The organism is Lysinibacillus sp. FSL M8-0337 (assembly GCF_038593855.1).
Taxonomy (GTDB): Bacteria; Bacillota; Bacilli; order Bacillales_A; family Planococcaceae; genus Lysinibacillus; species Lysinibacillus sphaericus_D.
In genome coordinates, this window is record NZ_CP151996.1 from 3,051,879 (window position 1) to 3,076,926 (window position 25,048).

Annotated in this window: 25 protein-coding genes; 3 read left to right on the top strand and 22 right to left on the bottom strand. The window is 38.0% G+C overall.

The genetic code is table 11. The annotated features are described in order from the left end of the window. Positions 1-23: 23 nt before the first annotated feature. Positions 24-806, bottom strand: coding sequence for a phosphatidylserine decarboxylase (locus MKY08_RS14650; RefSeq protein ID WP_069513404.1), 783 nt, complete (start codon positions 804-806; stop codon positions 24-26). 136 nt (positions 807-942) lie between these two features. Between MKY08_RS14650 and pssA the strand changes: the two genes are divergently transcribed. Together pssA and sigK are read left to right on the top strand one after the other, a co-directional pair. Then, positions 943-1,443 (top strand): CDP-diacylglycerol--serine O-phosphatidyltransferase, encoded by a 501-nt coding sequence (pssA, locus tag MKY08_RS14655; RefSeq protein WP_051147750.1) that lies wholly within the window; start codon positions 943-945, stop codon positions 1,441-1,443. Between the two features lie 86 nt (positions 1,444-1,529). After that, a complete protein-coding gene (gene sigK, locus MKY08_RS14660; protein ID WP_024363098.1) occupies positions 1,530-2,237 on the top strand; it encodes an RNA polymerase sporulation sigma factor SigK in 708 nt (235 codons plus the stop codon). Between the two features lie 408 nt (positions 2,238-2,645). Here sigK and mtnN read toward each other — a convergent pair whose 3' ends face one another. The 20 genes from mtnN to hpaB all read right to left on the bottom strand — a co-directional run bounded on the left by mtnN (position 2,646) and on the right by hpaB (position 22,675). Continuing rightward, the gene (gene mtnN, locus MKY08_RS14665) at positions 2,646-3,338 is read right to left on the bottom strand and encodes a 5'-methylthioadenosine/S-adenosylhomocysteine nucleosidase (protein WP_069513402.1); all 693 of its coding nucleotides are present in this window, start codon (positions 3,336-3,338) and stop codon (positions 2,646-2,648) included. A 209-nt stretch (positions 3,339-3,547) separates the two neighbouring features. Then, on the bottom strand, positions 3,548-4,207 hold the full coding sequence (locus MKY08_RS14670; protein ID WP_069513400.1) for a YrrS family protein: 660 nt from the start codon (positions 4,205-4,207) through the stop codon (positions 3,548-3,550). A gap of 109 nt (positions 4,208-4,316) precedes the next feature. Continuing rightward, entirely contained in the window at positions 4,317-4,805 is a 489-nt protein-coding gene (gene greA, locus MKY08_RS14675; protein WP_024363102.1) for a transcription elongation factor GreA, read from the bottom strand. Between the two features lie 185 nt (positions 4,806-4,990). Then, on the bottom strand, positions 4,991-5,629 hold the full coding sequence (udk, locus tag MKY08_RS14680) for a uridine kinase (protein WP_024363103.1): 639 nt from the start codon (positions 5,627-5,629) through the stop codon (positions 4,991-4,993). Then, positions 5,629-6,909, bottom strand: a complete 1,281-nt coding sequence (locus MKY08_RS14685; RefSeq protein WP_029747273.1) for a U32 family peptidase — start codon at positions 6,907-6,909, stop codon at positions 5,629-5,631. Before MKY08_RS14685 ends, udk begins: the two co-directional genes overlap by 1 nt. 14 nt (positions 6,910-6,923) lie before the next feature. Next, positions 6,924-7,856 (bottom strand): peptidase U32 family protein, encoded by a 933-nt coding sequence (locus MKY08_RS14690; RefSeq protein ID WP_069513398.1) that lies wholly within the window; start codon positions 7,854-7,856, stop codon positions 6,924-6,926. Positions 7,857-7,861: 5 nt separating this feature from the next. After that, positions 7,862-8,494, bottom strand: a complete 633-nt coding sequence (locus tag MKY08_RS14695; RefSeq protein ID WP_069513396.1) for an O-methyltransferase — start codon at positions 8,492-8,494, stop codon at positions 7,862-7,864. Positions 8,495-8,766: 272 nt separating this feature from the next. Beyond that, positions 8,767-9,894, bottom strand: a complete 1,128-nt coding sequence (gene mltG / locus MKY08_RS14700; protein ID WP_069513394.1) for an endolytic transglycosylase MltG — start codon at positions 9,892-9,894, stop codon at positions 8,767-8,769. A gap of 129 nt (positions 9,895-10,023) precedes the next feature. Then, positions 10,024-11,214, bottom strand: coding sequence for an acyl-CoA dehydrogenase family protein (locus MKY08_RS14705; protein WP_069513392.1), 1,191 nt, complete (start codon positions 11,212-11,214; stop codon positions 10,024-10,026). Continuing rightward, positions 11,214-12,557 carry an LLM class flavin-dependent oxidoreductase gene (locus MKY08_RS14710; RefSeq protein ID WP_069513390.1) on the bottom strand — a complete coding sequence of 448 codons (1,344 nt, stop codon included), beginning with the start codon at positions 12,555-12,557 and terminating at the stop codon, positions 11,214-11,216. The genes MKY08_RS14705 and MKY08_RS14710 overlap by 1 nt, the downstream gene beginning before the upstream one ends. Before the next feature lie 18 nt (positions 12,558-12,575). Then, entirely contained in the window at positions 12,576-13,412 is an 837-nt protein-coding gene (locus tag MKY08_RS14715; protein WP_069513388.1) for a MetQ/NlpA family ABC transporter substrate-binding protein, read from the bottom strand. Between the two features lie 14 nt (positions 13,413-13,426). Continuing rightward, entirely contained in the window at positions 13,427-14,080 is a 654-nt protein-coding gene (locus tag MKY08_RS14720; RefSeq protein ID WP_069513386.1) for a methionine ABC transporter permease, read from the bottom strand. Then, positions 14,022-15,101, bottom strand: coding sequence for a methionine ABC transporter ATP-binding protein (locus MKY08_RS14725; RefSeq protein ID WP_069513384.1), 1,080 nt, complete (start codon positions 15,099-15,101; stop codon positions 14,022-14,024). The genes MKY08_RS14720 and MKY08_RS14725 overlap by 59 nt, the downstream gene beginning before the upstream one ends. A 48-nt stretch (positions 15,102-15,149) precedes the next feature. Continuing rightward, positions 15,150-15,956, bottom strand: a complete 807-nt coding sequence (locus MKY08_RS14730) for a MetQ/NlpA family ABC transporter substrate-binding protein (RefSeq protein WP_069513382.1) — start codon at positions 15,954-15,956, stop codon at positions 15,150-15,152. Positions 15,957-16,391: 435 nt separating this feature from the next. Continuing rightward, on the bottom strand, positions 16,392-16,919 hold the full coding sequence (locus tag MKY08_RS14735) for a DUF1292 domain-containing protein (RefSeq protein ID WP_069513380.1): 528 nt from the start codon (positions 16,917-16,919) through the stop codon (positions 16,392-16,394). Positions 16,920-17,046: 127 nt separating this feature from the next. After that, complete coding sequence (locus MKY08_RS14740) at positions 17,047-17,355, bottom strand: DUF1292 domain-containing protein (RefSeq protein WP_024363115.1); 309 nt, start codon at positions 17,353-17,355, stop codon at positions 17,047-17,049. Between the two features lie 17 nt (positions 17,356-17,372). Then, positions 17,373-17,789, bottom strand: coding sequence for a Holliday junction resolvase RuvX (gene ruvX, locus MKY08_RS14745; RefSeq protein ID WP_024363116.1), 417 nt, complete (start codon positions 17,787-17,789; stop codon positions 17,373-17,375). A gap of 2 nt (positions 17,790-17,791) precedes the next feature. Further along, positions 17,792-18,058: an IreB family regulatory phosphoprotein gene (locus tag MKY08_RS14750; RefSeq protein ID WP_024363117.1), complete on the bottom strand. Its 267-nt coding sequence runs from the start codon at positions 18,056-18,058 to the stop codon at positions 17,792-17,794. A gap of 89 nt (positions 18,059-18,147) precedes the next feature. Beyond that, a complete protein-coding gene (gene alaS / locus MKY08_RS14755) occupies positions 18,148-20,808 on the bottom strand; it encodes an alanine--tRNA ligase (RefSeq protein WP_069513378.1) in 2,661 nt (886 codons plus the stop codon). 430 nt (positions 20,809-21,238) lie between these two features. Beyond that, positions 21,239-22,675, bottom strand: coding sequence for a 4-hydroxyphenylacetate 3-monooxygenase, oxygenase component (gene hpaB, locus MKY08_RS14760; RefSeq protein ID WP_069513376.1), 1,437 nt, complete (start codon positions 22,673-22,675; stop codon positions 21,239-21,241). Positions 22,676-23,023: 348 nt separating this feature from the next. On the opposite strand from hpaB, the gene MKY08_RS14765 reads away from it, so the two are divergent. Further along, positions 23,024-23,212 carry a hypothetical protein gene (locus tag MKY08_RS14765; RefSeq protein WP_069513374.1) on the top strand — a complete coding sequence of 63 codons (189 nt, stop codon included), beginning with the start codon at positions 23,024-23,026 and terminating at the stop codon, positions 23,210-23,212. Between the two features lie 113 nt (positions 23,213-23,325). Here the strand turns inward: MKY08_RS14765 and MKY08_RS14770 are convergent, their stop codons facing one another. Then, positions 23,326-25,035, bottom strand: a complete 1,710-nt coding sequence (locus MKY08_RS14770) for a polysaccharide deacetylase family protein (protein ID WP_069513372.1) — start codon at positions 25,033-25,035, stop codon at positions 23,326-23,328. Positions 25,036-25,048 lie beyond the last annotated feature (13 nt).

The following is a 25,048-nucleotide window of genomic DNA, read 5'->3' on the forward strand; positions in this document are numbered from 1 at the left end:
AATCTAAACGTATTATTCGACCATTATAGCATATTTGCAAAGGCTTCACCCATGCGAATTGGACTTCCTTGTACAACATTATCCGTAAATGTAATGGTATCTTTCTCAAATAGCATGACCACTGTCGAACCAAATGAAAAATAACCAACTTCATCTCCCTTTTGCCACTGGGCTGTTGTATTTGTTAACACAATGGAATTGACAAACGTAGCACCGACTTTAATAAATGCCACATGCTGGTCATTTGCCACTTTTAACTCGGTTACAAGACGATAGTTATGAGAAATTGGCTTTTTGCCATAAGTGAGTCCTAGCTGATTGACCGGGAAAGATGATTGTCCCAGTGTATATTGTCTTAACACTTCGCCATCAATCGGGCTATGGATTCGATGATAATCAGCAGGACTTAAATAAAATACGATAAAATGTCCATCGGCATATTGCGCAGCACGATCTTTATTCCCTAGTAAGTCCTGCAAAGCATAAGGTTTGCCCTTTACAAGAAAAGTCATATCCCATTCAATGCGCCCAAAGGATTCCACTTTTGCATCCACTGGACTTGTAAAAACAGTAGGATTTTGGTCTATTGGTCGTGCATCTGTTAAAAGCTCTCTTGTAAAAAAATCATGTAAACTTGAAAATTGTTGTGGTTTTTTTGAAACTTCTTCAAGGTTAATATCGTATAGTTTCATATAGCTTGGAATTATTCGCTTACTCCACTTCGCTTTAGCAATAGTTTGTAAAAGCTGGGAAGATTGTTTGCCATTCGTTAATTCTATTAAGCGTTGGTATAGTTTTTCTTTCATAAAGCAAAACCCCTATCCATTAAATTAGACTGTCAATTTTTTCTCATCCGAAGTATAATGGTACAATATCTTAAGTGCAAAGGAGTGATCCGCCTTGTTTTTTTATCACAAGTTGGTGGATACGACGGTTAAGAAAATGAAATCGCACGCAGCAAACTTCATCACAATTAGTAATATGTCCTTTGGTGGCGCGGCCATAATGGCCACTTTACATGAATATTATAGCTATAGTGTCTTGTTTATCTTTATTGCTGCTCTTCTCGATCGCTATGACGGGAAAGTGGCACGCGCGCTCGGACAAGTATCTGAGTTAGGTAAACAATTAGATTCTATGAGTGATATTATATCATTTGGTGTAGCACCTGCATTATTAATGTATGAAGTTGTCCTAGTTGATTTTGGTTTCGCGGGCATGATGATGACCGTTCTTTATATCGTCTGCGGTGCGATGCGATTAGCTCGCTTCAATATTAGTGAAGCAAACGGTTATTTTACTGGGCTCCCGATAACAGCTGCTGGTACGCTATTAACATTAACGTATTTTGCGTCGACTACGTTCCATCCAGCCTTTTATCTATTCCTATTACCGATTTTAGCTTTACTAATGATAAGTACATTCACGTTAAGAAAAGTGTAACAGCGTAATTGCTGTTGCACTTTTTTCATTGAACGACCTTTCTTAACATATACTGTCGAAAAATGGGGAAAGGATGAAATCATTCAATGAGCGGAATTTTTACTTCTATGTTGCAGTTATGGTTTGAAATCCCTGCGTTATTCGGTTATTTAAAAGGGCAAACATTCCATAAACCCTTTTCTAAAGAAGAGGAAGCTGCTTGTATTGAACGATTTTTAGGTGGTGATGAGCAAGCGCGTCTCGATTTAATTGAGCGCAATATGCGACTTGTTGCACATGTCGTAAAGAAATTCCATCCAAAACATGAACAACTCGATGATTATATTTCCATCGGAACAATCGGTCTAATGAAAGCTGTTGAAAGTTATACCCCCGATAAAAAGACGCGCCTTGCAACGTACGCCGCACGCTGTATTGAAAATGAAATTTTAATGCATTTAAGAACCCAGAAAAAAGTACAAAAAGATGTATCCTTATTTGAACCAATTGGCACAGACAAAGATGGCAATGCATTACAAATTCGCGACCTGCTACAATGCGATGAAGAAAGTGCAACCGAAAAAATCGAACATAAAGAACATGTTGCCCAGTTGTACCATTATTTGCACATGCTCGATGAACGCGAGCTGGAAATTGTCACACTCCGCTATGGGCTAAATCAGCATGATGCACTGACACAAAAAGAGATCGCTGCCCGCTTAAATATTTCTCGTAGTTATGTATCTCGCATTGAAAAGCGAGCACTCATTAAACTCTATCAATTTTATAAAAGAGATCAAAAGTCTATTGAGTAATTTATTGTAATTTGTTATTGATAAAAATTCAATCTTGAAATAGCTGTACTTGTTTTATTGATGCTCTCCGCATAACGGTTTTCATTAGCCGCTAAAACACTTTAGCGTGTCTAGCATCCCTTGAGGAGTCCGTTGTTTCCTCTAACAATAAAAAGCTCCTTTTTGACTTTAACAGCCACAAAGGAGCTTTCTATAACGTATTAATGCGTTGCTTCTGTAAGATCTGCCGAAATAAGCGTGCCGATTAACATTGTAATTATCACGACACCTGCTGTTAAAAATAGCATAATGAATACCTCCCATCGAACTATGAAGAGAATGAATTAATGCCATTGTAGCATTGAAGATTATTTACGACTGTGATTTTTCTCACTTTTTCACTGCTCACTTTGTCTATTACATGTAGATTTATAGAGCCGTAATTGCTTTTAATACAATTTGTGTTGAATGTTTTGCAGCGACTGGTAAGAACTCATCAAAGCTGATGTTTGATTCTTTGCCAGCAATATCAGATAGTGCACGAATAACAACGAAAGGTGTACCAAATTGATAGCATACTTGTGCAACAGCTGCCGCTTCCATTTCAACAGCTTTCATTTGAGGAAAATGCTGACGCACTGCTTCCACACGTACAGGGTCATTCATAAAGGCGTCACCAGAGCAAATTAAGCCAATACCGTATTGATGTTCACCAACTGCTTTTACAGCCTCTTCGGCAACTTTTATTAATTTTGCATCTGATTGGAAGGCAGCAGGCATACCTGCCATTTGGCCAATTTCATAACCGAAAATCGTAACATCTACATCATGATGACGTACTTCATTTGAAATAACCACAGCTCCAACTTCAAGTGCCTCATCATAGCCCCCAGCAGAACCTGTATTAATGACTACATCTGGTTTGAATTCATGTAATAAAATTGTTGTTGACATCGCCGCATTGACTTTACCAATACCGCTTTTTAATAGGACTACTTCTTTTCCTTCATATGTCCCTGTTGTGTATTCACTACCAGCAATTGTTGTACTAGTAGCACCTTCTAAAGATGCGCGTAATAACTCTACTTCCTCTTCCATTGCACCGATAACTGCGATTTTCATGAATTCATTACTCCCCTTCTTTTATCCAACTCTATTAAACAACGATGTGTCGGGTTTGACATTCATTTGTAACGCCCCCGCCACAAATCCCAAACATCCGTAGAACCTTTTCCATTACCTACTGCTAATGGCTCTGGTCAAAGAACATTGCACTATTGAGCTATGTTTTTACCCAATAGATTTAAAAATAATCAATACAGCAGTTTTCGTCAATAGGCACCTTCTAATGTATTCAACTGTTCTAGTTTTACAGGAAGCCAGCCTTCGTTATCAACCCATTCCATGCTGACACGATACTTTTCACTTTTGTCTTTTGTCGAAACCGTTGCAATGGCTTTATTGGCACCACCATTATTTTGCAAACGCCAAACAATCATATTGTCACTTGTAATGCCCGTAATGGCTGTCACTGTTGCAATTTTTTCTGCCCAATCTACAGATTGATCATCGTAGGATGAGACATGCTCTCCAGTTTGCGTTGTAGGCGTCGGTTTCCAGTTTTCATCTGTCACCACACGGTCAACAATTGGATCGTCTGACGTCGTTTCAACTGCCGTATTTTGTTCTGGTTGCTGTTCATCTTTCGTCTGGTCTTTATCTTTCGTCTGGTCTTCCTCTTGTGACTGTTCGTCGTTACTTGCGATGTCTTCCTCTTTTGAAGGCTCCTTCTCACTTTCATCGTTCTTTTGCTCTTGAGCTGGTTCCTCTTTAACAGTTTCTTGTGCGTCATCTTGCCACTTAAACACATATGTTGCCGTTATAACAATTAATATAATGACAATGCCAATTAAAATATTTAACATTTTATCTAGCTTTTTATTGTGAGATGGCTGCAAATGACGACTACTTCGTGTTTGTCGTTCACCCATGAAGTCTCCCCCTCTCTAGCCAATATTTTATCAAGTTCCACACAACTTGCAAAATAAAAACAGTTAGCTCTTCTCTAGAAAGAAGAGCTAACTGCTTGTACATCTGTGATTATTTAATTGAAAGAATTTTCACTTTCATTTCACCACCAGGTGTTTGTACAACTACTTCTTCACCTTCTGCTTTTCCAAGTAAGCCTTTTGCAATTGGTGATTCATTTGAGATTCGGAATTCCATTGGATCAGCCTCTGCAGAACCAACGATCGTATAAGATTCTTCATCAGAAGATGGTTTACCGTTAATAATTTCTACGAATGTAACCGTTTTCCCAAGCGAAACTACACTGTTGTCCGTTTCATCTTCAGTAATAATTACTGCGTTACGAATCATTGATTTTAATGTAGAAATACGCCCTTCTAAAAAGGCTTGCTCTTCTTTTGCTGAATCATACTCGGCATTTTCAGAAAGGTCTCCGAAGTCACGTGCAATTTTAATACGCTCTACAATTTCTTTACGCGTTTCTGTTTCTAATTTCACTAATTCTTCTTCTAATTTTCTTTTACCCTCGGCAGTCATTGGGTACTGTTTTTCATTTGACAAAGTACTTCACTCCTTATTTCTTCAATATAAAAACATAAAACTCGACCAAATGCTTTAAAAATGCATTTAATCGAATTTTATTATTTTTAATCCATTTCAAAATACGCTTTGACCTAATAGTATGCATGCCTTACAAAAATATGCTTCATAAAGCATGTAAATATTGTCAATACCACTCTATCTTATTACAATACGTTGTCAGTTTCAAGAATAGTTTTAATTTTCGTTACCATCAAATCAATCGCTACGCCATTCTCTCCACCTTCAGGAATAATAATATCAGCATAACGTTTAGTCGGTTCTATAAACATATTATGCATCGGTCGTACTGCAGATAGATACTGGTCAATTACAGAATCTGTTGTACGTCCACGCTCTTTAATATCACGTAGAATACGACGAATAATACGTAAATCCGGATCCGTATCAACAAATAATTTGATGTCCATTAAACCACGTAAGTCTGCATCTTCTAATACTAAAATTCCTTCTAGTATAATAACATCTACTGGCTCTACATGGATCACTTCTTTGGCACGTGTATGCTGTACATAGTCATAAACCGGCTTATCGATTGGCTGACGCTTTAATAATTTTTTTATATGCTCAATCAATAAATCATTATCAAACGCTAGTGGATGGTCATAATTCGTTCCTAATCGTTCTTCAAATGTTAAATGACTTTGATCTTTATAGTAGTAATCTTGTTCAATTACTACGACAGAATGCTCACGGAAAACATCATAAATAGCACGGGTCACACTCGTTTTACCTGAGCATGAGCCACCAGCGATTCCGATGACAACTGGACGCTTGATTGCCATTAATTATTCTCCTTTCGCATCATGTTGTGCGGTTGAAGTGGTGTCTCACATTTAAACTTAACAATTTGCAAAGGATGACGTGCCGCATCTAAGCTATTGCCGTCCTCATCCCAAATTTCCCCCATTGTAATGCGGAAATTTTCGATTTCTGGCCCAAAAAATTCTACTTCATCACCTGGTTTAAAATAGTTACGTTGTTGCATCGTTACAATTTTTGTTTCAGGATCATGCTCTAAAATAAGCCCTGCAAATTCATAGGTTGTTTTACGACCATGAACGCCAAACATTTGCTCTTCATGACCTGGTGCATCATGGAAAAACGCCTCAGCAGTGTCACGATTTGCACATTTATCTAACTCTTCTAGCCATTCCCGTTTAATTTTAAAATTGTCAGGGTCTGCACAATACGCATCAATGACTTTACGATAGACAGAAACTACTGTTGCCACATAGTGAATTGATTTCATACGGCCTTCGACTTTTAATGAGTCAATGCCAAGCTCAATCATATGTGGAATCGCTTCAATTAACTTTAAATCTTTCGGACTCATCGCAAAAGGTGCATGATTGTCATCGAAGAGCGCTTTTTCCTCGCCGTCTTCCAGCTCGTATAAATCATAATCCCAACGACAAGATTGGCAGCAGCCACCACGATTGGAGTCACGTGCTGTCATATGATTTGATAACACACAACGACCTGAATAGGCGATACACATTGCGCCATGAACGAATGCTTCAATTTCGATATCGACTTTTTCTTTCATTAGCTTCATTTCTTCGCCGCCAACTTCACGTGCTAAAACAACGCGGTGTAAGCCTTCTTCTTTCCAATACTGCACTGCTTTCCAGTTGGATAAAGATTGTTGTGTAGAAAGATGGATTTCTAGCTTCGGCGCAGCGCTACGACATGTTTCGATAATAAGTGGGTCTGCTACAATAATGCCAGTAACGCCTGCTGATTCAATATCCTTTAAATATTGCTCTAAACCATCCATATTTTCATTATGAGCGAAAATATTCGTTGTCACGTAAATTTTTGCTCCATACTTATTTGCAAACTCTACACCTTCACGCATATCTTCGATAGAAAAATTATCTGCGTTTGAGCGAAGACCGAATTCTCGACCTCCGATAAATACTGCGTCCGCACCATAATGGACAGCTACTTTTAGTTTTTCTAAGCTACCTGCAGGGGCAAGTAGTTCAGGTTTTTTTGTAATGACGCGTTTACCGTTTATCATTTCACGGATTTTGTCATTTTGTTCTAATGCCAATGCCATGTTCTTGCCACCTCCTAGTAAACTGTTTCCTTGAAGATAAAGCCCGTATCGAGTGGTCGAATAGCAGGTTGAATTTCTTCAATTTTAGCCAGTAAATCATCTTTAATATCGTCATATGCATCTTCAGATTCGTCAAAATATGTGTCAATTGCTCGACGATATGCTTCCGTAACTGTCACTACATATTCCGGCGTTTGTAAAACACCTTCAATTTTTAGAGCATCGATGTCTGCTTCAAATAACTCGCCAAGCTCATCAATAATGCACATATCATTTGGACTGAAAATATGTGTCCCATTTGCATCCTCATAAATTGGATATTTGTTGTTACGCTCATCATCATGAAGGAACATACTACGGTTTTCTTGACGATTTTCAATTGTCATTACTTTATCTTGATATAAGAAATAATGACCTAGTAATGGACGCTTCGATTGGAACATACAAGTCATGCCGTGAACTTGTACTTCCACTTCTACTTCTGCTTTTTCTTTAATTTCTATAACTTCATCTAATGAAAGCTCACGCGCTAGCACAGCACGTGTTGCACCACGTTTACCCCAATAATTCGCAGTAAACCAGTTGGTAGCCGTCGTTTCCGGATTCCAGTGCAACGGAATGGTTACACCTTGCTCGCGACGCACTATAATAACCGCAGGGTCGCCGTAAATTAAACGATCTACACCTATGCGTTGCATTTCTTTTAAGTAGTCACCTAATGCATCTAGTTTTTCGTTATGGAAAAGCGCATTCACTGCAACATACACCTTTTTGCCTGCTGCGTGTATTAGCTTCGTTGCTTCTTCTACTTCGCTCACTGAAAATTCACCTGCAAGACGAAGACCAAATTGTTGTTCCCCAATGACAAAAGCATCAGCTCCAGCTGTTAACAGTGCTTTTACATGGTCCACTGATTGCGGTGTAACAAGCAATTCAGGTTTTTTCATAGTCGTCACCTCTTCAAACATAATAATAAGCCATCCCCGACTGGTAAAAATGCACTTGTATAGTCAGGATGGTGCATAATCCAATCGGTAAAGTTTTTTAAATTCCGAATCATTGTGCGCTTGCGACGTGGTACGTCTTTTAAGTCCAAATCGGACAAGCCATGCATATACATATTATCGATATACAAGACGCCTCCCGAGTTGACAAGAGGGGCATATTTTTCGAAAAATCGTTGGTATTGTCCTTTTGCTGCATCAATAAAAACCGCATCAAAAGTTGTGTGAATTGCCTTATCGTCTACCTCTAAAGCATCTCCTTCAATAACGGTAACACGATTGGACACAGTCGATCTTGCAATATAAGCTTTTGCACGAGCGACACGTTCTTCATCACGTTCGATCGTGACAATCTGCACATTTGGCAAAGCTTCTGCCATCCGTATTGCTGAGTAACCAATTGCCGTGCCAATTTCTAAAATTTTTGACGGATTTTGAATACGTAGCAACTGATTCAGTGCGTCTATTCCTGCTAACTGCATAATCGGTACATGATTTTCTTCCGCATATGCTTCCATTTCTAAAAGCAAGTCATTACGTGGTTGAATAAATGATTGTATATATGCATCCGATAATTCCATTGTAAAATTCACCCTCATTTAAAAGGAAACGAGCACTCCCGTTATCCAAACTTCATCATCACTTTGCTACAAAAAGAAAAAGACCAAACGTGATGTCTTGGTACTTTGCCATACAAAAATGAGCAATTGTTAGTCGATATGCACGAAACAATTGCCACCACGTATAATTGATTAAAAATCACAATTTATAATAGCACGAAAATAGAAGGAAAGCTATTTTTCTTTCCTTCTATCTATTTTCATGTGCTATCGTTTTTTCTATTTGCCAGCATCTACTCTGCTTGACGTAAATATTTTTCTACCTTTTGTAAATGCTCATCATATGTTTTTGAGAAGTGGTTGACACCCTCTTTATCCGCAAGGAAATAGAAATAGTCTGTTTTGCTTGGATTTAATGCAGCTTCAATCGAAGTTTTTCCAGCACCAGCAATTGGCCCTGGCGGTAATCCTTTATTTTTGTAAGTATTATAAGCATTTTCCACTTCTAAATCTTCATACAATACGCGATCTTTATGTGAACCAAGGGCATATAAAACAGTTGGGTCTGTTTGTAGTGGCATGCCTTTCTCTATACGATTATAAAATACACTTGCAATCGTTTCACGATCTGTTTGTGCTGTTGCCTCTTCCTCTAATAACGATGCAAACGTCAAAAGTTGATGGACTGACATTTGTTTTTCAACTAGCACTTCACTATAATTTTTCACTACATTATTCATCGCTGCAATCATTTCTTCGACAATTGACTCTAATGAAGGTTTTTCTTCAAAATACGAATATGTTGCAGGGAATAAATACCCTTCTAAATCATAGCGAATATTATCAGCTAAAACCGCATCTGTAATAAGTTCTGGATAGTTAGCCATCATTTTTTGAACAAATGCTTCACTTGTTACTAAATCCATAAACTCTTTTTGAGTATAAGGTGTTTTCTTTTCTACGATTTTACCAATCTGATCAAGTGTTAGACCTTCTGGAATCGTCATCGTAAAGATTGGCTCACGATACACCTTGCCTGTTTTTAAACTCTCAATCAGCTCGTCCAATGTCATCGCTTGGGTTAAATCATAATTTCCTGCTTGGAATTGAGATTCATTTTTAAACTTGGCATAATATTTAAAGACTTTCGCATCTTTAATAATGCCCTTTTTCTCTAACAAAGCCGAAATCGAACTTAAACTGGAGCCAATTGGTACTTCAACAGCAATGGTTTTAGTCGCATCCGGATTCACCGGTTTAAGCGCACTTTTTACGTAGTTGTACCCAATTAAACCGATAATGCCAAATAATAATAAAAACGTAATGGCTATAATAGCTACGATTTTTCTCACGATTTTTACCTCAGATTTTTTTTCTTCCATTTTTGAAAACATTTCTTGTTTTTTAGAACCGTTATCCACGGGTTTCCCCCCTATCACTATCCAATATCATACTAGAAATCAACTTTTTCGACAAACAGAAATGACAATTCAGGAGAAATTGCACACATAAAAAAATCTGCTAACACATTCTTTAGCAGATTTGTACCTTTATAATTGCAATGCTCCTTGCTTTCTCTCTTCCCCTAACAAACTTTGCGCTAATTGAGAAATAACTACATCATCAGCTGGTGGATTGAAGCGGCTACACTGAACATCTCGAAAAAGTCGTTGCAATTTATTAGACTTCGACAAACTTCGGCCCCCAACAACTTGCATCGCTTTCGTCACAATTTCTATGGCATGTTGACAAATAACATATTTCGCAATACTAACATCCTGTGCTAAATCCTGTTTATCTGTCGGGTGCTGTTCTGCTTGTGCGGCAATACTGTACAGCGTACGACGTGCTATTTGATACAACACCTCTATTTCTCCAATCTTTTGTTGCACATGGCTAGCGTGGGCAATAGTATTTTCCAAGCTATAAGAATACGTATTTTTCGCAAACTCGACTACATAATCCCTCGCCGCACCTGCAATTCCTAAATAGACTGCGGGAATTTCTAATGAATAGATACGTCCATCTGCTAAAAATCGATTTATTTCATTCGGACGATGACGATATAATAATGCTTCATCTGGCACAAAAGTATCGTGGAAAATGATATCATGACTACCTGTTGCTCGCATGCCCATTGCATCCCACGTATTCACCACTTCAACCTGCTCATTTTTTGTCATAAGAAACTCGGCAGTTACATTTTCATCTTCTAAATATGCAATAATTGTGAATTGCTTTAAAATGGGTGCTAGTGAAGCAAAGGCTTTCTCGCCGGTAATGATAAAACCACCTGGAACTTTTTTGGCAGTCGTGCCAGGCAAACTTCCCCGTGAAATATTGCCCTTTCCTCGTTCACTATTAATAATATTTAACAGGGAACCTTCCTCCACAGCTTTACGACTTAGTTCTGCAAAAATATGCTGTGGCCACAGCTTCGCCTCTCTTACATTTAAAAACGTTAATAAGTGCCAGCCAACCGCTAAAGCAGTTGACCCATCTCCTTTAGCAAGCTGCTCTTGCACTAATAGCATTTCATAGAGGGAGATTTCCTCGCCACCGTATTTTTTCGGCACAGTTAATCGAAAATAACCTGCCTCCTCCAACAGTTTAAAATGGTCAAAAGGAAACGCACCACTTTCATCATAAATAGCAGCCGTTTCTTCAATTTGCTCAGCAAGTTTACGGGCATATTGAACGAGCTGTTGCTCTCGCTCATTGCGAATAAAAACATCACGCATCAGTGGATCACCTTACTTTTCGTAAATCGGTTTTGAGGTTTCTTTAGCCCTAAATGCTCACGTAATGTTGTCCCCGTATAATCTTCACGATAGATGCCACGCTCTTGTAATATCGGCACAACTTTCTCTACAAAGTTTTCTAAATCACGTGGTAACAACGGAAATTGCAGCATAAATCCATCAGCTGCCCCTTCCTTCAACCATCGTTCCATTTCGTCAGCAATTTGCACCGCTGTTCCAACAAAGGCATCACGTCTAGCAGGTCCAAACAGGCGGGCATACAACTCACCGACCTTTAAATTTTCTTTTTTAATAATTTCTAAATGCTCGTCAAAATGGCTTTGAATACTATTGACCGTAGGAAACTCAACTTCAATAGCTGGCGTATCTAGTGAATACTTTGAAAAATCAACATTGCCCATATAACCTGAAACAAATTTCAAGCTCTCATATGGGTCTACCAGTGATTGCAATTCATTGTATTGACGAATAGCTTCTTCCTCAGTATCACCTACTATTGGCGAAATCCCTTGTAAAACAAGCAGCTCCTCCTCCGTTCGACCGAACGACGCTAGCTGTGCCTTTAAAGTGCGATAATGTGCTTTGGCTTTTTCGATATCATCCCAATGGACAAAAACCACTTCTGCTGTTCGTGCAGCTAATTGTTGCCCTGGCTTAGACGCTCCTGCCTGAACAATAACGGGTTGCCCTTGTATAGAACGCGCAATGTTTAGCGGACCTTTCACAGATAAATATTTTCCTTTAAATGCTGTTTCATGCACTTTCTCTTGTTCATAGAAAATATTATTTTCACGATCATAGACAAAGGCATCATCTTCCCATGAATCCCATAATGATTGCACGACATCAATAAATTCTTCCGCTCGTTCGTAGCGATGGTCATGCTCCCAGTGCTGATCACGACTAAAGTTCAAGGCTGTTTCACCAGTCGCATCTGCCGTTGTCACTAAATTCCATGCAACACGTCCATTACTGATATGATCAATGGACATTAATTGTCTTGCTAATATATACGGCTCACTGTAAGTAGTCGAAGCTGTTGCACCAAGCCCTATTTTAGATGTCGCTGCAGCTAGCGCTGTAATTTGAATCAGTGGGTCAAAACGGTTTAAAATATGTGGATGGGATTCGTGATTAATGGCCAAGCTATCCGCCACAAAGGCAATGTCGAATTTACCTTTTTCGGCAAGTTGTGCTACTTTTTGTAATGCTTTTATATCAATGCTTGCATCGACCTGCGCTAAAGGATGCTTCCATGCCGCAACATGCATGCCCGCCCCGATTAAATATAAAGCTAACTTTAATTGTTTGTTCTCCGCCATATTTCATCATCTCTCCTTTTAATATGAATAAAACGTCTTCCATGTTGCTAGTTCATCCAAGGACATATTGACAGGAATATAGTTCCCCTTTGAAATGTTAGAGACAAAATCTGCTGTTTCTTTACGCTGATATATCTCCACAATTTTTTTCAACTTTGCATTGTCCTTGTCTTCTGGCTTTGCCACAATGACATTAATAAAAGGCTTTGCTGTTTCATTTTCATGAATAATCGCATCCTTTAAAAGTAAGCCTGCTTCAACAGCTACCCCATTATTAATAATCGCAAAATCAGTATCCTCCATAACACGAGGCGTCGTCGCTCCATCCACTGGCACAATCGTTAAATTTTTAGGATTGTCTTGTATACGATCTTCGCCACCATTTCCATCAAAATTATCGGTAACGGTTAACAGATCATATTCTTGCAGCAGTAACAATGCTCGCCCCCAATTGGAAGGATCATTTGGCACTGCAATTTTGGCCCCATCTTTTATATCTTCTATGCGTTTGTATTGGTTCGAATACAAGCCGATTGGCGCCATAATCGTTGTGCCGATTGCTTGTAAATCTGTGCCGTTATTCTCATTAAATAAATTTAAATATGCGACATGTTGGAAAGCATTTATATCGACTTCCCCCTCTGCTAATGCTTGATTGGGATCGTACTGTGCCGAAAATGTCACTAATTCTAAATGTATATTTTCCTTTGCTGCTTGTTCTTTTATATATTCCCACGTTTTGATTTCTGAGCTACGAATGCCAACCTTTACAACATCACTATCCTCAGCTTTTGTACATGCTACAAGTAAAAATAATAATGACAAGAGTCCGATAATATTCTGTATTTTCTTCATTGCTAGCTCTCCTTTTAAGCTACTCTTCGCAGCTTTCTTTCAATGGTATTGCCTATACTTTGAATAATTTGAACAAGAACGACTAATAGTACAACTGTCACGAGAATGGTTACATTATCAAAGCGTTGATAGCCATAAGTTATGGCAACATCCCCAAGACCTCCTCCACCAACTGCTCCTGCCATTGCTGTTGCCCCGATAAGACCAATCGTTGCTGTTGTGACGCTTAAAATTAAAGATGGGAAGGCTTCCGGAAGTAAAAACTTACGAATAATTTGAAATGGAGAAGCTCCCATTGCTTTAGCCGCTTCAATGATGCCTTCATCTACCTCAAGCAGAGAATTTTCAATTAATCTTGAAATATACGGTCCAATATGCAAGACAAGTGGTACGATGGCAGCAGTTGTGCCAATCGCTGTCCCAACAAGTAGACGTGTAAATGGAATGATAGCCACTAATAAAATAATGAAAGGAATAGATCGTAACGTATTGACAACTGGATTGACAATGGAGAAAATAATTTTATTTTCAAGTATGTGCCCTTTGCGCGTAACAACTAAAACGATACCTAATATAAACCCTAAAATAGCGCCAAAAACTAATGAAATACTAACCATGTACAGCGTATCCAACAGTGCGTCGATGATAATCTGTGTGCTCACCTTCATGTGCAACGACCTCCTCCATATGAATATTTTTACTTTGAATATATAAAAACGCCTTTTGAATCTCTGTTGCTGAACCAACTAGCTCTACTATTAAATGACCAAATGGAATGCCTTGTAGCTCCGTAATATTGCCAAATAGTACATTGACATCGACCGCGAATTTCTTGGCTACTTGTGATACAACAGGCTGACCGACATCCACCCCAATAAATTTCATATTGTAAATTCGCTTCGAACCATCGATGACATTCAATTGCTCATAAACAGATTGCGGTATTTCATTTCGAACAACTGATTGCACAAAGTTTTTCGTTGTGTCTTGCTTTGGTGCAGAAAAAATGTGTAGGACATTGTCTTCTTCTATTATTTGCCCGTTCTCCATTACCGCTACACGATTACATATATCTCGAATCACTTCCATTTCATGTGTAATCATCAAAATGGTAATGCCATATTCACTATTGACACGCTTGAGCAACGCTAAAATAGATTTTGTCGTTTGGGGGTCCAGAGCAGATGTCGCTTCATCGCATAATAAAATTGTCGGCTTTGTAATCAATGCTCTTGCAATCCCTACACGTTGCTTTTGACCACCTGATAATTCATCAATAAAGCGATGCGCTTTATCTTGCAAGCCGACAAATGTTAAGACCTCTTGCACTTGAGCTGCTATTTTCGATTTGTTAGCGCCACTTAACATTAAAGGCATTGCGACATTATCAAAAACCGTTTTAGAGTGGAGGAGATTAAAATGTTGGAAAATCATTCCAATATTTTTCTTTTCCTCTCGCAATTGTTTTTTGCTTAGTTTGGTTAAATTTTTACCGTTGACAAGCACTTCACCAGATGTCGGCTCTTCTAATAAATTCACTGTGCGAAGTAAAGTACTTTTCCCAGCGCCGCTAAAGCCAATTACGCCAAATATATCGCCTTTTTGAATAGTTAAATTAATGTGATTTAACGCCTTCACAGTCGCTTGCCCAACATGAAATTCCTTCGTCGTATTTATAAATTTAATCATTCATATTTCCCTCCTATACACTTGAAACCGTATAATCTGTTCAACATGCTAAAATACTGGAACGACAGCTCCTTTATATTGATCTTCAAAAAATTTCCGTGCCTTTTCACTTGTCAGCCATTTCACTACTTTTTGAATGGCAGCATCTTGCTGTTTTTCTTTCGTCGTTGCAATAATATTGACATAAGGTGACTCTGACCCTTCCATAATAAGTGCATCTTCAAGTGGATTATAACCTCCCTCTAATGCGTAATTCGTATTGATAGCAGACGCGTCTACATCATCTAACGAGCGGACTAATAACAATGGATCAACACCTATAAACTGAATGTTCTTTTCATTTTTGGTAATATCCTCAACTGTGAAATCATTGTCCTTTGTATCATCTAATTGGATAAGGTCATTATTTTCAAACAGTAGTAATGCGCGTGAAAAATTGACAATGTCATTTGGCACAGCTACTTTTGCATTTTGTGGTAAATCCTTTATATCGTGAATTGTTTTTGAATAGACTCCGAATGGCTCAATATGAATACCTTTGACACTTACTAAATCTAAATTACTTTCTTTATTCGTCTGTTCTAAAAAAGGAATGTGCTGAAAATAGTTAAAATCCAGTTCACCGTCCGCTGTTTGTTGATTAGTTTGAACAGCATCTTTTAGTATGGAAATATTTAATTTCACACCATCTTTTGCAAGATCCTCCGCTAAATACTCTAATACTTCCGCATGGGGTACACTTGCAGCCCCTACATTTAATGTTACGACGTCGTCTTGTTTTACCTGCTTCGAATCTGTACAACCAGCAACGACAATGATTAACGCGCTAGCAAACCATAACCATAATTTCTTCATATTATATCCTCCTATTTTTATTAATTTACTTGGTTTAATTGTAAATAAATATAGAAAATTTCTTGCACAGTTGAATAGTTCTCTTAAAAATAAACTATTTAAAATTTTCTATTTTTATTACAACAAATCTTATATGTTTACTTGTTATTGGTCAATGCAATTTTTTCTTGTTTTTTCCACACATCGAACTTTATGTAATTTTGGAGAGGAGATTTCCTAGCTTTTCTGTATGTTATACATGTTTTTCTCTCTAATCAACACAATATTCGTCCGACGATAGAATCCTTTTTAGCTTCAGATAGAAATTTTCTATTAGACATCGTTGCAAATGATTTGAATTGTTTGAGTGACTGGCACTCATATAAAAAAACCCCCGTAAAAGTTAGATTGATGTCTAACTTTTACGGGGCAGTTCAATAACTTTGAGTATGTTTTTTATAATTCATTTAAGATATCTTCTACGAATTCCCATTCTGCATCTGTTTCAATTGGTAGTAAATCCTCAATCGTTCCATCTGGTCCAGGTACATATTGAGCGGCGAAAATATCACGCTCCTCCATTGGCTCGTCTGAAACAGCAACATAAAGTACGTATGATTTACCAAATTGTTCAGAAGCAAATGTATGAATAACCTCGCACACCTGATCTGTGCCATCTTCATTGGTCACCGTTATAAGCTGTGGTTCCTCCTGAAATTCATCTAGTAGTGTTAATACAACTTCATTAATCATTTCCCATTCGGCTTCAGTTTCCACAGGTTGCAAATTCGTCATATCCCCGCTGTTATCATCATAATCGAATGTCATCGCTGAAATATCACCAGGAATTTCTTGCCCCTTTTCATCAATCAGTGAGAACAATACATATGATTTTTCCTCAGCATCAAATGTAAATACAACTCGGCATGTTTGCTCTTGACCATTTTCTCCGATAATAATAAATTCTTGTGTTTCCTCGTTCATTTAACTTCCTCCTTACAAATGAGCTGATTTTTTGTTTTTGCCCATCTACGTCCAAGTTGATTGGCGTAAAAAAAGAACAAGGACCGCTTTTGCCATCCTTGTTCTTTACACTTTAAATGGAAAACAATTATTCTTCGTCTTCGTCCTCTAAAGCATTTAAAACGTCTTCTACCATGTCCCACTCTGCTTCTGTTTCAATCGGTGTTAATTCGCCATCTTCACCGTTTTCAGAAGGTACAAATGATGATACGAAGATTTCTACAGAGCCGTCTTCATCTTCTTCTGCTCCTACCATAGAGTAAAATACGTAAGATTTACCGAATTCAGGAGACTCGTGTACGTGAATCACTTCGCAAAGTTGCTCGTTTCCGTTTTCGTCAATCACTGTAATGTGTTGTACGTGTAATTCTTCTTCATGGTTATGCTCGTGCGCCATGTTTGCCACCTCATTAATTAGTTTTTGCTATCTAAATAGCCTTGTAAAATCATCACAGCAGCCATTTTATCAATGACCTGCTTGCGTTTTTTGCGACTTACGTCCGCTTCGATTAGCATGCGCTCGGCAGCCATCGTCGTTAAACGCTCATCCCAAAGTTTAACCGGCAGTGAAAATGTCTCTTCTAATAACTTTTTATAGTTTTCAGAAGCTTCACCACGTGGTCCTACCGTATTATTCATGTTTTTCGGGAATCCTACAACAAATTCAGTTATAGTATATTCCTTCACTAGCTCAGCAATACGGTCGATGCCGAATTCGCCATTTGCTTCATCAATTTTTACGGTTTCAATACCTTGAGCCGTCCAGCCAAGTGCATCACTTATGGCAACACCGACTGTTTTCGACCCAACGTCTAATCCCATAATTCTCATTTCTAGCCCTCGTTATTCTTTTTAATATAAAATTTAACAAGCTCTTCTAGAATTTCGTCACGCTCTAGCTTGCGAATTAAATTACGAGCATCCTGATGGCGAGGAATATACGCCGGATCACCAGAAAGTAAGTAACCGACAATCTGATTGATAGGATTATATCCCTTTTCCTCTAATGAAGAATGTACTTTCAACATTACCTGCTTGACTTCCTGTTCCATTGATTCTTCTGGAAAATTAAATTTCATCGTTTGATCAAATGAACTCATGACCAGCACCTCGCTTTCAGAAATAAGGAGATGTGCAAAGAATAGCTCATCTCCGATTTCTCTTTATTATAACCGATTTGACGTATTAATTAAATGGATTTAACGTAATCATACACAGAAAGTAGCGCTTCATCAAGTTTTGAAGCATCTTTAGCACCTGCCATCGCCATATCTGGACGACCGCCGCCTTTACCGCCACAAGCTTCTGCCACCATTTTCACAATATTTCCTGCATGGTAATTGCCACCAACTAAATCTTTTGTTACACCTGCACATAACATCACTTTATCGCCATCAACAGCACCTAAGACCACAACAGCTTTTGTCATTTTACCTTTTAGGTCATCCATCATTTGACGCAGTTGGTTATTGTCTTTCGCTTCAACTTTCGTTGAAAGTACTGTCACATCACCAAATGTTTGGGCTGCATCTACAATAGCACCTGCTTGTGCATTGGCAATTTTTTGTGATAATCCTTCATTTTCACGTTGTAATTCTTTGTAGTCTGCTTGTAGCGCATGGACTTTTGTCACAATATCTTTCGGATTTGCTTTTAATAATGCTGCTGCATCATTTAATAGCGCCTCTTCTTCTTTGACCGCCTCATATGCCACTTTTCCAGTCACAGCCTCGATACGACGCGTTCCTGCGCCAATACCACCTTCTGATACAATTTTAAAGAAGCCAATTTCAGAAGAACGTTTTACATGGATACCACCACAAAGTTCGATTGAATAATCGCCAATGGAAACGACGCGCACGATATCACCGTATTTTTCGCCGAATAATGCCATTGCTCCCATTGCTCTCGCTTCATCAATCGCCTTTTCTTCAATCACGACTTCAATATCTTCCCACACTTTTTCATTTACAATACGTTCAATTTGTTGTAACTCTTCTTTAGTTACTTGACCGAAGTGAGAGAAGTCAAAGCGTAATCGATCAGGGCCAACATAAGAACCCGCTTGGTTAACATGGTCACCTAATACGTCTTTTAACGCACGTTGCATAATGTGCGTTGCTGTATGGTTTTTAATGATGAGATTACGTTCACTGCGATTAACTACCGCTTTTACTGCATCTTCAACATGCATTTCACCTGATTCAACAAGAACTGTGTGTAATGGTTGTCCATTTGGAGCTTTTTGAACATCCTTAACGATTGCTGTAAAGCCGTCATTGGAAATTACACCGCTATCAGCAATTTGTCCACCCATTTCAGCGTAGAACGGTGTTTTTGCTAAGACTACTAATGCTTCTTGACCTTCTGAAGCGACCTTCGTCACTTGTCCATTGACAATCATTGCTGCAACTTCTGTTTCTACTGATAATGTATCATAGCCAACGAATTCACTTGCAACGGTTAAGTTTGCTAGCACTTCATTTTGTACTTGCATTGAATCTACATCTTGTCGAGCTGCACGCGCACGTTCACGTTGTTCATTCATTGCCACTTCGAATCCTTCATGATCCACTTTCATGCCTACTTCTTCCGCATATTCTTCTGTTAACTCAATTGGGAAGCCGTATGTGTCGTAAAGACGGAATGCATCTGCTCCAGGAATATAATCATGACCCGCTGCTTTTTGTGCTTCTACAACCTCGTTAAAGATAGTAAGACCGCCATCTAATGTTTCATGGAAACGAATTTCCTCGTTTTTAATCACACGTTGGATAAATTCGCATTTCTTCGTAACTTCTGGGTAGAAATCCACCATAATTTCTCCAACTGTTGGTACTAATTCAAACATAAATGGTTTTTCGATACCAATTTGTTTAGCGTAACGTACTGCACGACGTAGTAAACGACGCAATACATAACCACGACCTTCATTTGAAGGCAGTGCGCCATCACCGATAGCAAATGCCACAGTACGAATATGGTCAGCAATAACTTTGAATGGTGTATTAATATCTTCTTCTGAACCGAAGATTTCACTTAACGCTACTTCACCAGGACGCTTGTATTTTCGATTGGCAAATTGTTCGATTTTTTCAATGATTGGCATAAATAAATCCGTATCAAAGTTAGTTGGAACATTTTGTACAACAGATACAATACGTTCTAGTCCCATCCCCGTATCAATATTTTGCTTTGGTAATGGTGTATAAGTACCATCTGGATTGTGGTTAAATTGAGAGAACACTAAGTTCCAAACTTCTAAATAGCGTTCGTTTTCTCCACCAGGATACATTTCTGGATCATTTTCATCTGCCCCATATTCTTCTCCACGATCGTAGAAAATTTCAGAGTTTGGACCAGATGGGCCTTCTCCGATATCCCAGAAGTTCCCTTCTAATCGAATTAAACGTTCTTCTGGAATGCCAATTTCGTTATGCCATACGTCATATGCTTCTTGGTCTTCTGGATGTATTGTAATGGATAAAAGTTCAGGATCAAAGCCCATCCACTTTTTATCTGTTAAAAACTCCCACGCGTAATGAATCGCCTCTTTTTTGAAGTAGTCACCGATAGAAAAGTTACCTAACATTTCAAAGAATGTATGGTGACGTGCTGTCTTCCCTACATTTTCAATATCGTTTGTACGAATCGATTTTTGTGCATTTGTAATACGCGGATTATCTGGAATAATACGACCATCAAAATAAGGTTTTAATGTTGCTACACCTGAGTTAATCCAAAGTAATGAAGGGTCATTAATTGGCACAAGAGGTGCTGATGGTTCATGGTGATGTCCTTTTTCTTTAAAGAATTCTAAATACATACGGCGAATTTCTACTGCTTTCATGTGAAAAGTTCCTCCTCTAATAGTGTAAAATTACGATATGAAGCCGCTTATACGCATAAAAAAGCCCTCATCCCAAAAAAGGGACGAGGACTTTGTATATTGTCTCGCGGTACCACCCTAGTTGTAAGTATTGTGTATACTTACCTCTTTAGCACTTGTAACGTAAGTGAACGGCAGGGATTAGCTGCACTCTGGAGTAGCTTTCGGCACTTGTTAACGTGAGGATTTTTTCAGCCTAGAAATCCCTTTCTTCTACACGCACAAATACGTACTTGTTCCATCATCGTTTTTTCTATTTTCTAACGCACATTATAAAAAAATTATGGTCTTCTGTCAATCATTGCATTTCTATATTGAAATGCAATGATTACAATCCGCTAAAAAATGGATATCATACCTAATAATCAAAGTCAAACATGTCTATTCGCACTTAATCTTTATTTTTCAAGAAATTTTCTACTCTTTGTATAAATGGCTCCCGATTATACGATTGGTACAGTAAGCTCGATAAACGTACTGGGTCTCCAAAGAAATATCGCTCATATAGCGTTTGTCTCGTGCCAAAGCTACTCATCGTTAAATCCCAAGCTAAACGGAATTTTTTGACACGTTCCTCTCCACCATCTCGAAAGGACTGTAAATAATGCTCCAAATCCCCATCATCTGCGCCAAATGCTTTTTCACTCGGAATAGACATTAAGCCACTTGCACCTAATAATTGAATGATTTCTGTAAAGGTTGGATAGACCTTAGGAAAAATTTGAATGGCTACTTGTAATGTTGGATGATGAGGTCTTATATAACCAAAGTCATCTCTTTTAGCTTCTATTTCGGATTTGAGCAATAAAGCTTTCATCGTTTCTAATGTTACAATGATTTCCACTACTTTTTGCTGTACATGTTGATATTCGCCAATATTGATTGTATTAACAATTGATTGGACAACACCTAAAACAAATTCCGTTTTAGCAATTTGTCGGGACAATACTTGATGTAACGTATACGCTTGGAAGCCGCTCACATTCATGAAGTTATTGGCAACCTCATTATTTTCATAATAAAAAACGCGCTCCCACGGTACAACGACATCATCAAAGACAACAATCGCATCCATTTCCTCAAAGCGCGCGCTTAAAGGATGATCAAACGTTGATTCCCCTCCGACAAATGACTGTCTACATAAAAATTTCAATCCTTTCGTATCACTTGGTATGGAAAAACCAAACCCTTTTTCCTTATCGAAGCCATTTGTTGATAAAACAAGCAGTTCGTCTGTAATGCCACCTTGTGTGGCAAGTAATCTTGCTCCTTTAATCACCAGTCCTTGACTCGTTTTCCCTACAATTTTAGCGGCAATGATGACCTCTTCATCTTCGTAATGATATCTTTGACGGTTTACTTGCGGCTCAATAAACGTATGTGTCATCGTCAAATCATTCTCACGTGCATACTCATAGAAATTTAGTAAATGATCTGGAAAACAATTTGGCTTATCTTTTAAAAATTCAGCGGCAGACGCTAATGCCATTAAAGTAGTGTTCATATAATCAGGACTTCTTCCCATTAAGCCATGATTAGATAAAGCCCACTCCCGCGCAGCTTGACGTCTTGTTACTAAATCTTCAACCTTTGTCACTTGTAGAAAAGACATACCTACCCGCTCATTACTCTTTGGTGATACATAGGTCAAGCTATCATGTAACGCCTCATCATGCTGCAAATCAAAAAGCTTTGCTTGACTTTGCATTACGCCTTTAAATGCTGGATGTTCTGAAACCTTTCCCGTAACGACTTCGCCATCTATTGAGATATACGTTTGCAATGCATCAATGCGCTTAATATACTGCTGGCCTGTTATTGCTGGCATACATTCACCCCTAAAAAAGTTACCTATGTTTTAATTCCATGTAGTATATGAACTTTTACGTTTTTTCGTTCCATAACTACTTATCTGTACTATATCAAATACTATTTTATAGATAACTGTACTAGTTTAATAATACACAGAAAAATTGACGATAAAGCTTGAATTATCAGTGATTTTAGATAAAAACGGTTTCAAAAAGCGCTTTTCAAACAAGTTCATTTTTGTGTCACATTCATCAAAATACCTCATTTCATTAGTACAACTTTCTAGATTTCTTTTGACTAACTGGAGTAAGATATAGTCATCAAGAAAAGAAAAACATCATTTGTCCAAAAGGAGAAAATAAAAATGAATACACAAATTATTTCCTATGTAGCTCAAATGGAAGCAGCTTTAATGAACCAAATGGAAGACCATAATGAAGAAAATTTATTGTTCTCTATTGCTTCCGGTATGATTGCAAAAGAACAAGATCAATATGAAAATGTTTGCCAAGCATATGAAGTGGTAAAACATCACTTAATCGGCTTACATTAATCTCACCATTTAAATAAAATCTACTACAAAACAAACCCGCATCTTTCCTGAAGATGCGGGTTTGTTTTATACATATGGCTTTTCGTCTGAAAGCTGTTAGTCAGTCCATTTTTTTATTGAGCAAAAGGTGACACCATTTTTTTGAACTGCGCTAAGCTCGTTTGTTGATCGCTGTAGAGACGTTTAATTTGGTAGATATCATCATGTGGATTGTTGTAGCCGGGCTTTGTTGAAAAAGCCATTGTAAACCCAGCTTCTTTCACTGCATAAATTATATTGGCATTATATTGACCAAATGGATAAGCAAATGCTGTTGCATTCGGTATGAATGTTAAACTGCGCTTTAAATCTTCTACGACCTCATGGTAAGGTATCAACAACATTTTCCCTTTATTGCCAATCATATCGTGTAAATTGTATGTGTGTGATTCATACATGAAGACATCTTTCATATAATCCATATCCTGTTTTGACAGTGCTTGTAAATCATTATAATTAAACAGCTGTTCTGCTGGTGAATATTCATTGCGATACGTAATTAAAAATTGTGTTGCTTGAAATCCATAATTTTTTAATATTGGATAGGCATATTCTCTTGTAGATAATAAGCCATCATCAAATGTCAAAACGATAGAATAAGCAGGCAATGTAATTTCATTGCGCATAAAGCGCAATAAATCTGCCGTACTAACCGTTTCATATTTTTTATCTTTCAAATACTTCATTTCATTAGCAAATTGGGTATCTGTCATCGTTGTACTTACATTTTTAAAGCGTCCTAATTCATTCTCCTTTAAGAAATGATGGTACATCATAACAGGAACGCCACGATCTAATGCTACCTTAGAACTGTGAATATAACCTTCACGGCCACCTATCGTCGTAACATACCAATTTTGTTCTTTTCGTAAAATTGGGTAACGTCGATTTACATCCAATTTTGCAAAGGGTTGTAATTTGTTCGCAGTTCGATCATAAATTTCATTATTCCCTGATACTGGGATGAAATATTGATTTTTTACTGCATTATCATTCCCACTATTTTTAAAAGATGGCGTATTGACAAATTTTATTTTTGATTTTTCCACATAAAGGAATGTATTGCCCCACCGTACTTGAACATACATTTCATCTATAACATTGGCAATTTCCAACTGTTGCCCTTTTAACAGTGTCGCAATCGACATAGGTTGTTCTCGACGAAGGTCATAGAGAACAGCATTTTCCAACGCTTCAAGATAACCATTTGGTTTACTTGGCGGGGTTGTAGGTGGTGATGGTGGTGTCGGCGTAGGTTTTTCAACCGGCTTTGTTGATGGATTAGTGTTGTCCTGACCCTTTTCTTCATTAACAAAATTACTATGTACAAAACCAAGTCGTCCGTTCACAGCAATTCCGTACCAACTGCCCATTTTACTATATATAGGAAAACGAACACCTTCCGATATTGTTGCAAACTGCACTAATTTGTTACCTGTATTATCATAAACAGGCGTTGCCTTCGTTGCTACAATGTAATCTTTTACTTTGACAATAGAAGGTACAGTATTTTGATATGTCTTGGATGGAACAACAGTTGTGTATCGTTTATCAACATAACCGTAGTTACCTCCCCAACGAATTTGCCACCAGTTAGGTCCATAATCTTTTGTCACTTCAAAAGTTTGTCCTGCTGATAATGTTCCTACCTGTTCAAGTGAGCCTGAACGATTATCAAAGACAGTTGCTTCCTCATTCACTTGAATAACTAAATTACTGGCATGTACCTTGTGCACGAATGGTAATAGCAGCATGAATAGGAGCATATATACAATGCGTTTCAATTTCTTCACCTCA

Coding starts and splice junctions, on each gene's coding strand:
- hpaB (WP_069513376.1), bottom strand. CDS start 22,675: ATGCCAGCAATAACAGGCCAGCAGTATATTAAGCGCATTGATGCATTG.
- udk (WP_024363103.1), bottom strand. CDS start 5,629: ATGGCAATCAAGCGTCCAGTTGTCATCGGAATCGCTGGTGGCTCATGC.
- ruvX (WP_024363116.1), bottom strand. CDS start 17,789: ATGAGAATTATGGGATTAGACGTTGGGTCGAAAACAGTCGGTGTTGCC.
- MKY08_RS14685 (WP_029747273.1), bottom strand. CDS start 6,909: ATGGCATTGGCATTAGAACAAAATGACAAAATCCGTGAAATGATAAAC.
- MKY08_RS14720 (WP_069513386.1), bottom strand. CDS start 14,080: ATGAAGGTGAGCACACAGATTATCATCGACGCACTGTTGGATACGCTG.
- mtnN (WP_069513402.1), bottom strand. CDS start 3,338: ATGAAAATCGCAGTTATCGGTGCAATGGAAGAGGAAGTAGAGTTATTA.
- sigK (WP_024363098.1), top strand. CDS start 1,530: ATGAGCGGAATTTTTACTTCTATGTTGCAGTTATGGTTTGAAATCCCT.
- MKY08_RS14740 (WP_024363115.1), bottom strand. CDS start 17,355: ATGGCGCACGAGCATAACCATGAAGAAGAATTACACGTACAACACATT.
- MKY08_RS14735 (WP_069513380.1), bottom strand. CDS start 16,919: ATGAACGAGGAAACACAAGAATTTATTATTATCGGAGAAAATGGTCAA.
- MKY08_RS14725 (WP_069513384.1), bottom strand. CDS start 15,101: ATGATTAAATTTATAAATACGACGAAGGAATTTCATGTTGGGCAAGCG.
- pssA (WP_051147750.1), top strand. CDS start 943: ATGAAATCGCACGCAGCAAACTTCATCACAATTAGTAATATGTCCTTT.
- MKY08_RS14705 (WP_069513392.1), bottom strand. CDS start 11,214: ATGCGTGATGTTTTTATTCGCAATGAGCGAGAGCAACAGCTCGTTCAA.
- MKY08_RS14715 (WP_069513388.1), bottom strand. CDS start 13,412: ATGAAGAAAATACAGAATATTATCGGACTCTTGTCATTATTATTTTTA.
- MKY08_RS14650 (WP_069513404.1), bottom strand. CDS start 806: ATGAAAGAAAAACTATACCAACGCTTAATAGAATTAACGAATGGCAAA.
- MKY08_RS14670 (WP_069513400.1), bottom strand. CDS start 4,207: ATGGGTGAACGACAAACACGAAGTAGTCGTCATTTGCAGCCATCTCAC.
- MKY08_RS14690 (WP_069513398.1), bottom strand. CDS start 7,856: ATGAAAAAACCTGAATTGCTTGTTACACCGCAATCAGTGGACCATGTA.
- MKY08_RS14710 (WP_069513390.1), bottom strand. CDS start 12,557: ATGGCGGAGAACAAACAATTAAAGTTAGCTTTATATTTAATCGGGGCG.
- MKY08_RS14730 (WP_069513382.1), bottom strand. CDS start 15,956: ATGAAGAAATTATGGTTATGGTTTGCTAGCGCGTTAATCATTGTCGTT.
- alaS (WP_069513378.1), bottom strand. CDS start 20,808: ATGAAAGCAGTAGAAATTCGCCGTATGTATTTAGAATTCTTTAAAGAA.
- MKY08_RS14750 (WP_024363117.1), bottom strand. CDS start 18,058: ATGAGTTCATTTGATCAAACGATGAAATTTAATTTTCCAGAAGAATCA.
- MKY08_RS14695 (WP_069513396.1), bottom strand. CDS start 8,494: ATGGAATTATCGGATGCATATATACAATCATTTATTCAACCACGTAAT.
- MKY08_RS14765 (WP_069513374.1), top strand. CDS start 23,024: ATGAATACACAAATTATTTCCTATGTAGCTCAAATGGAAGCAGCTTTA.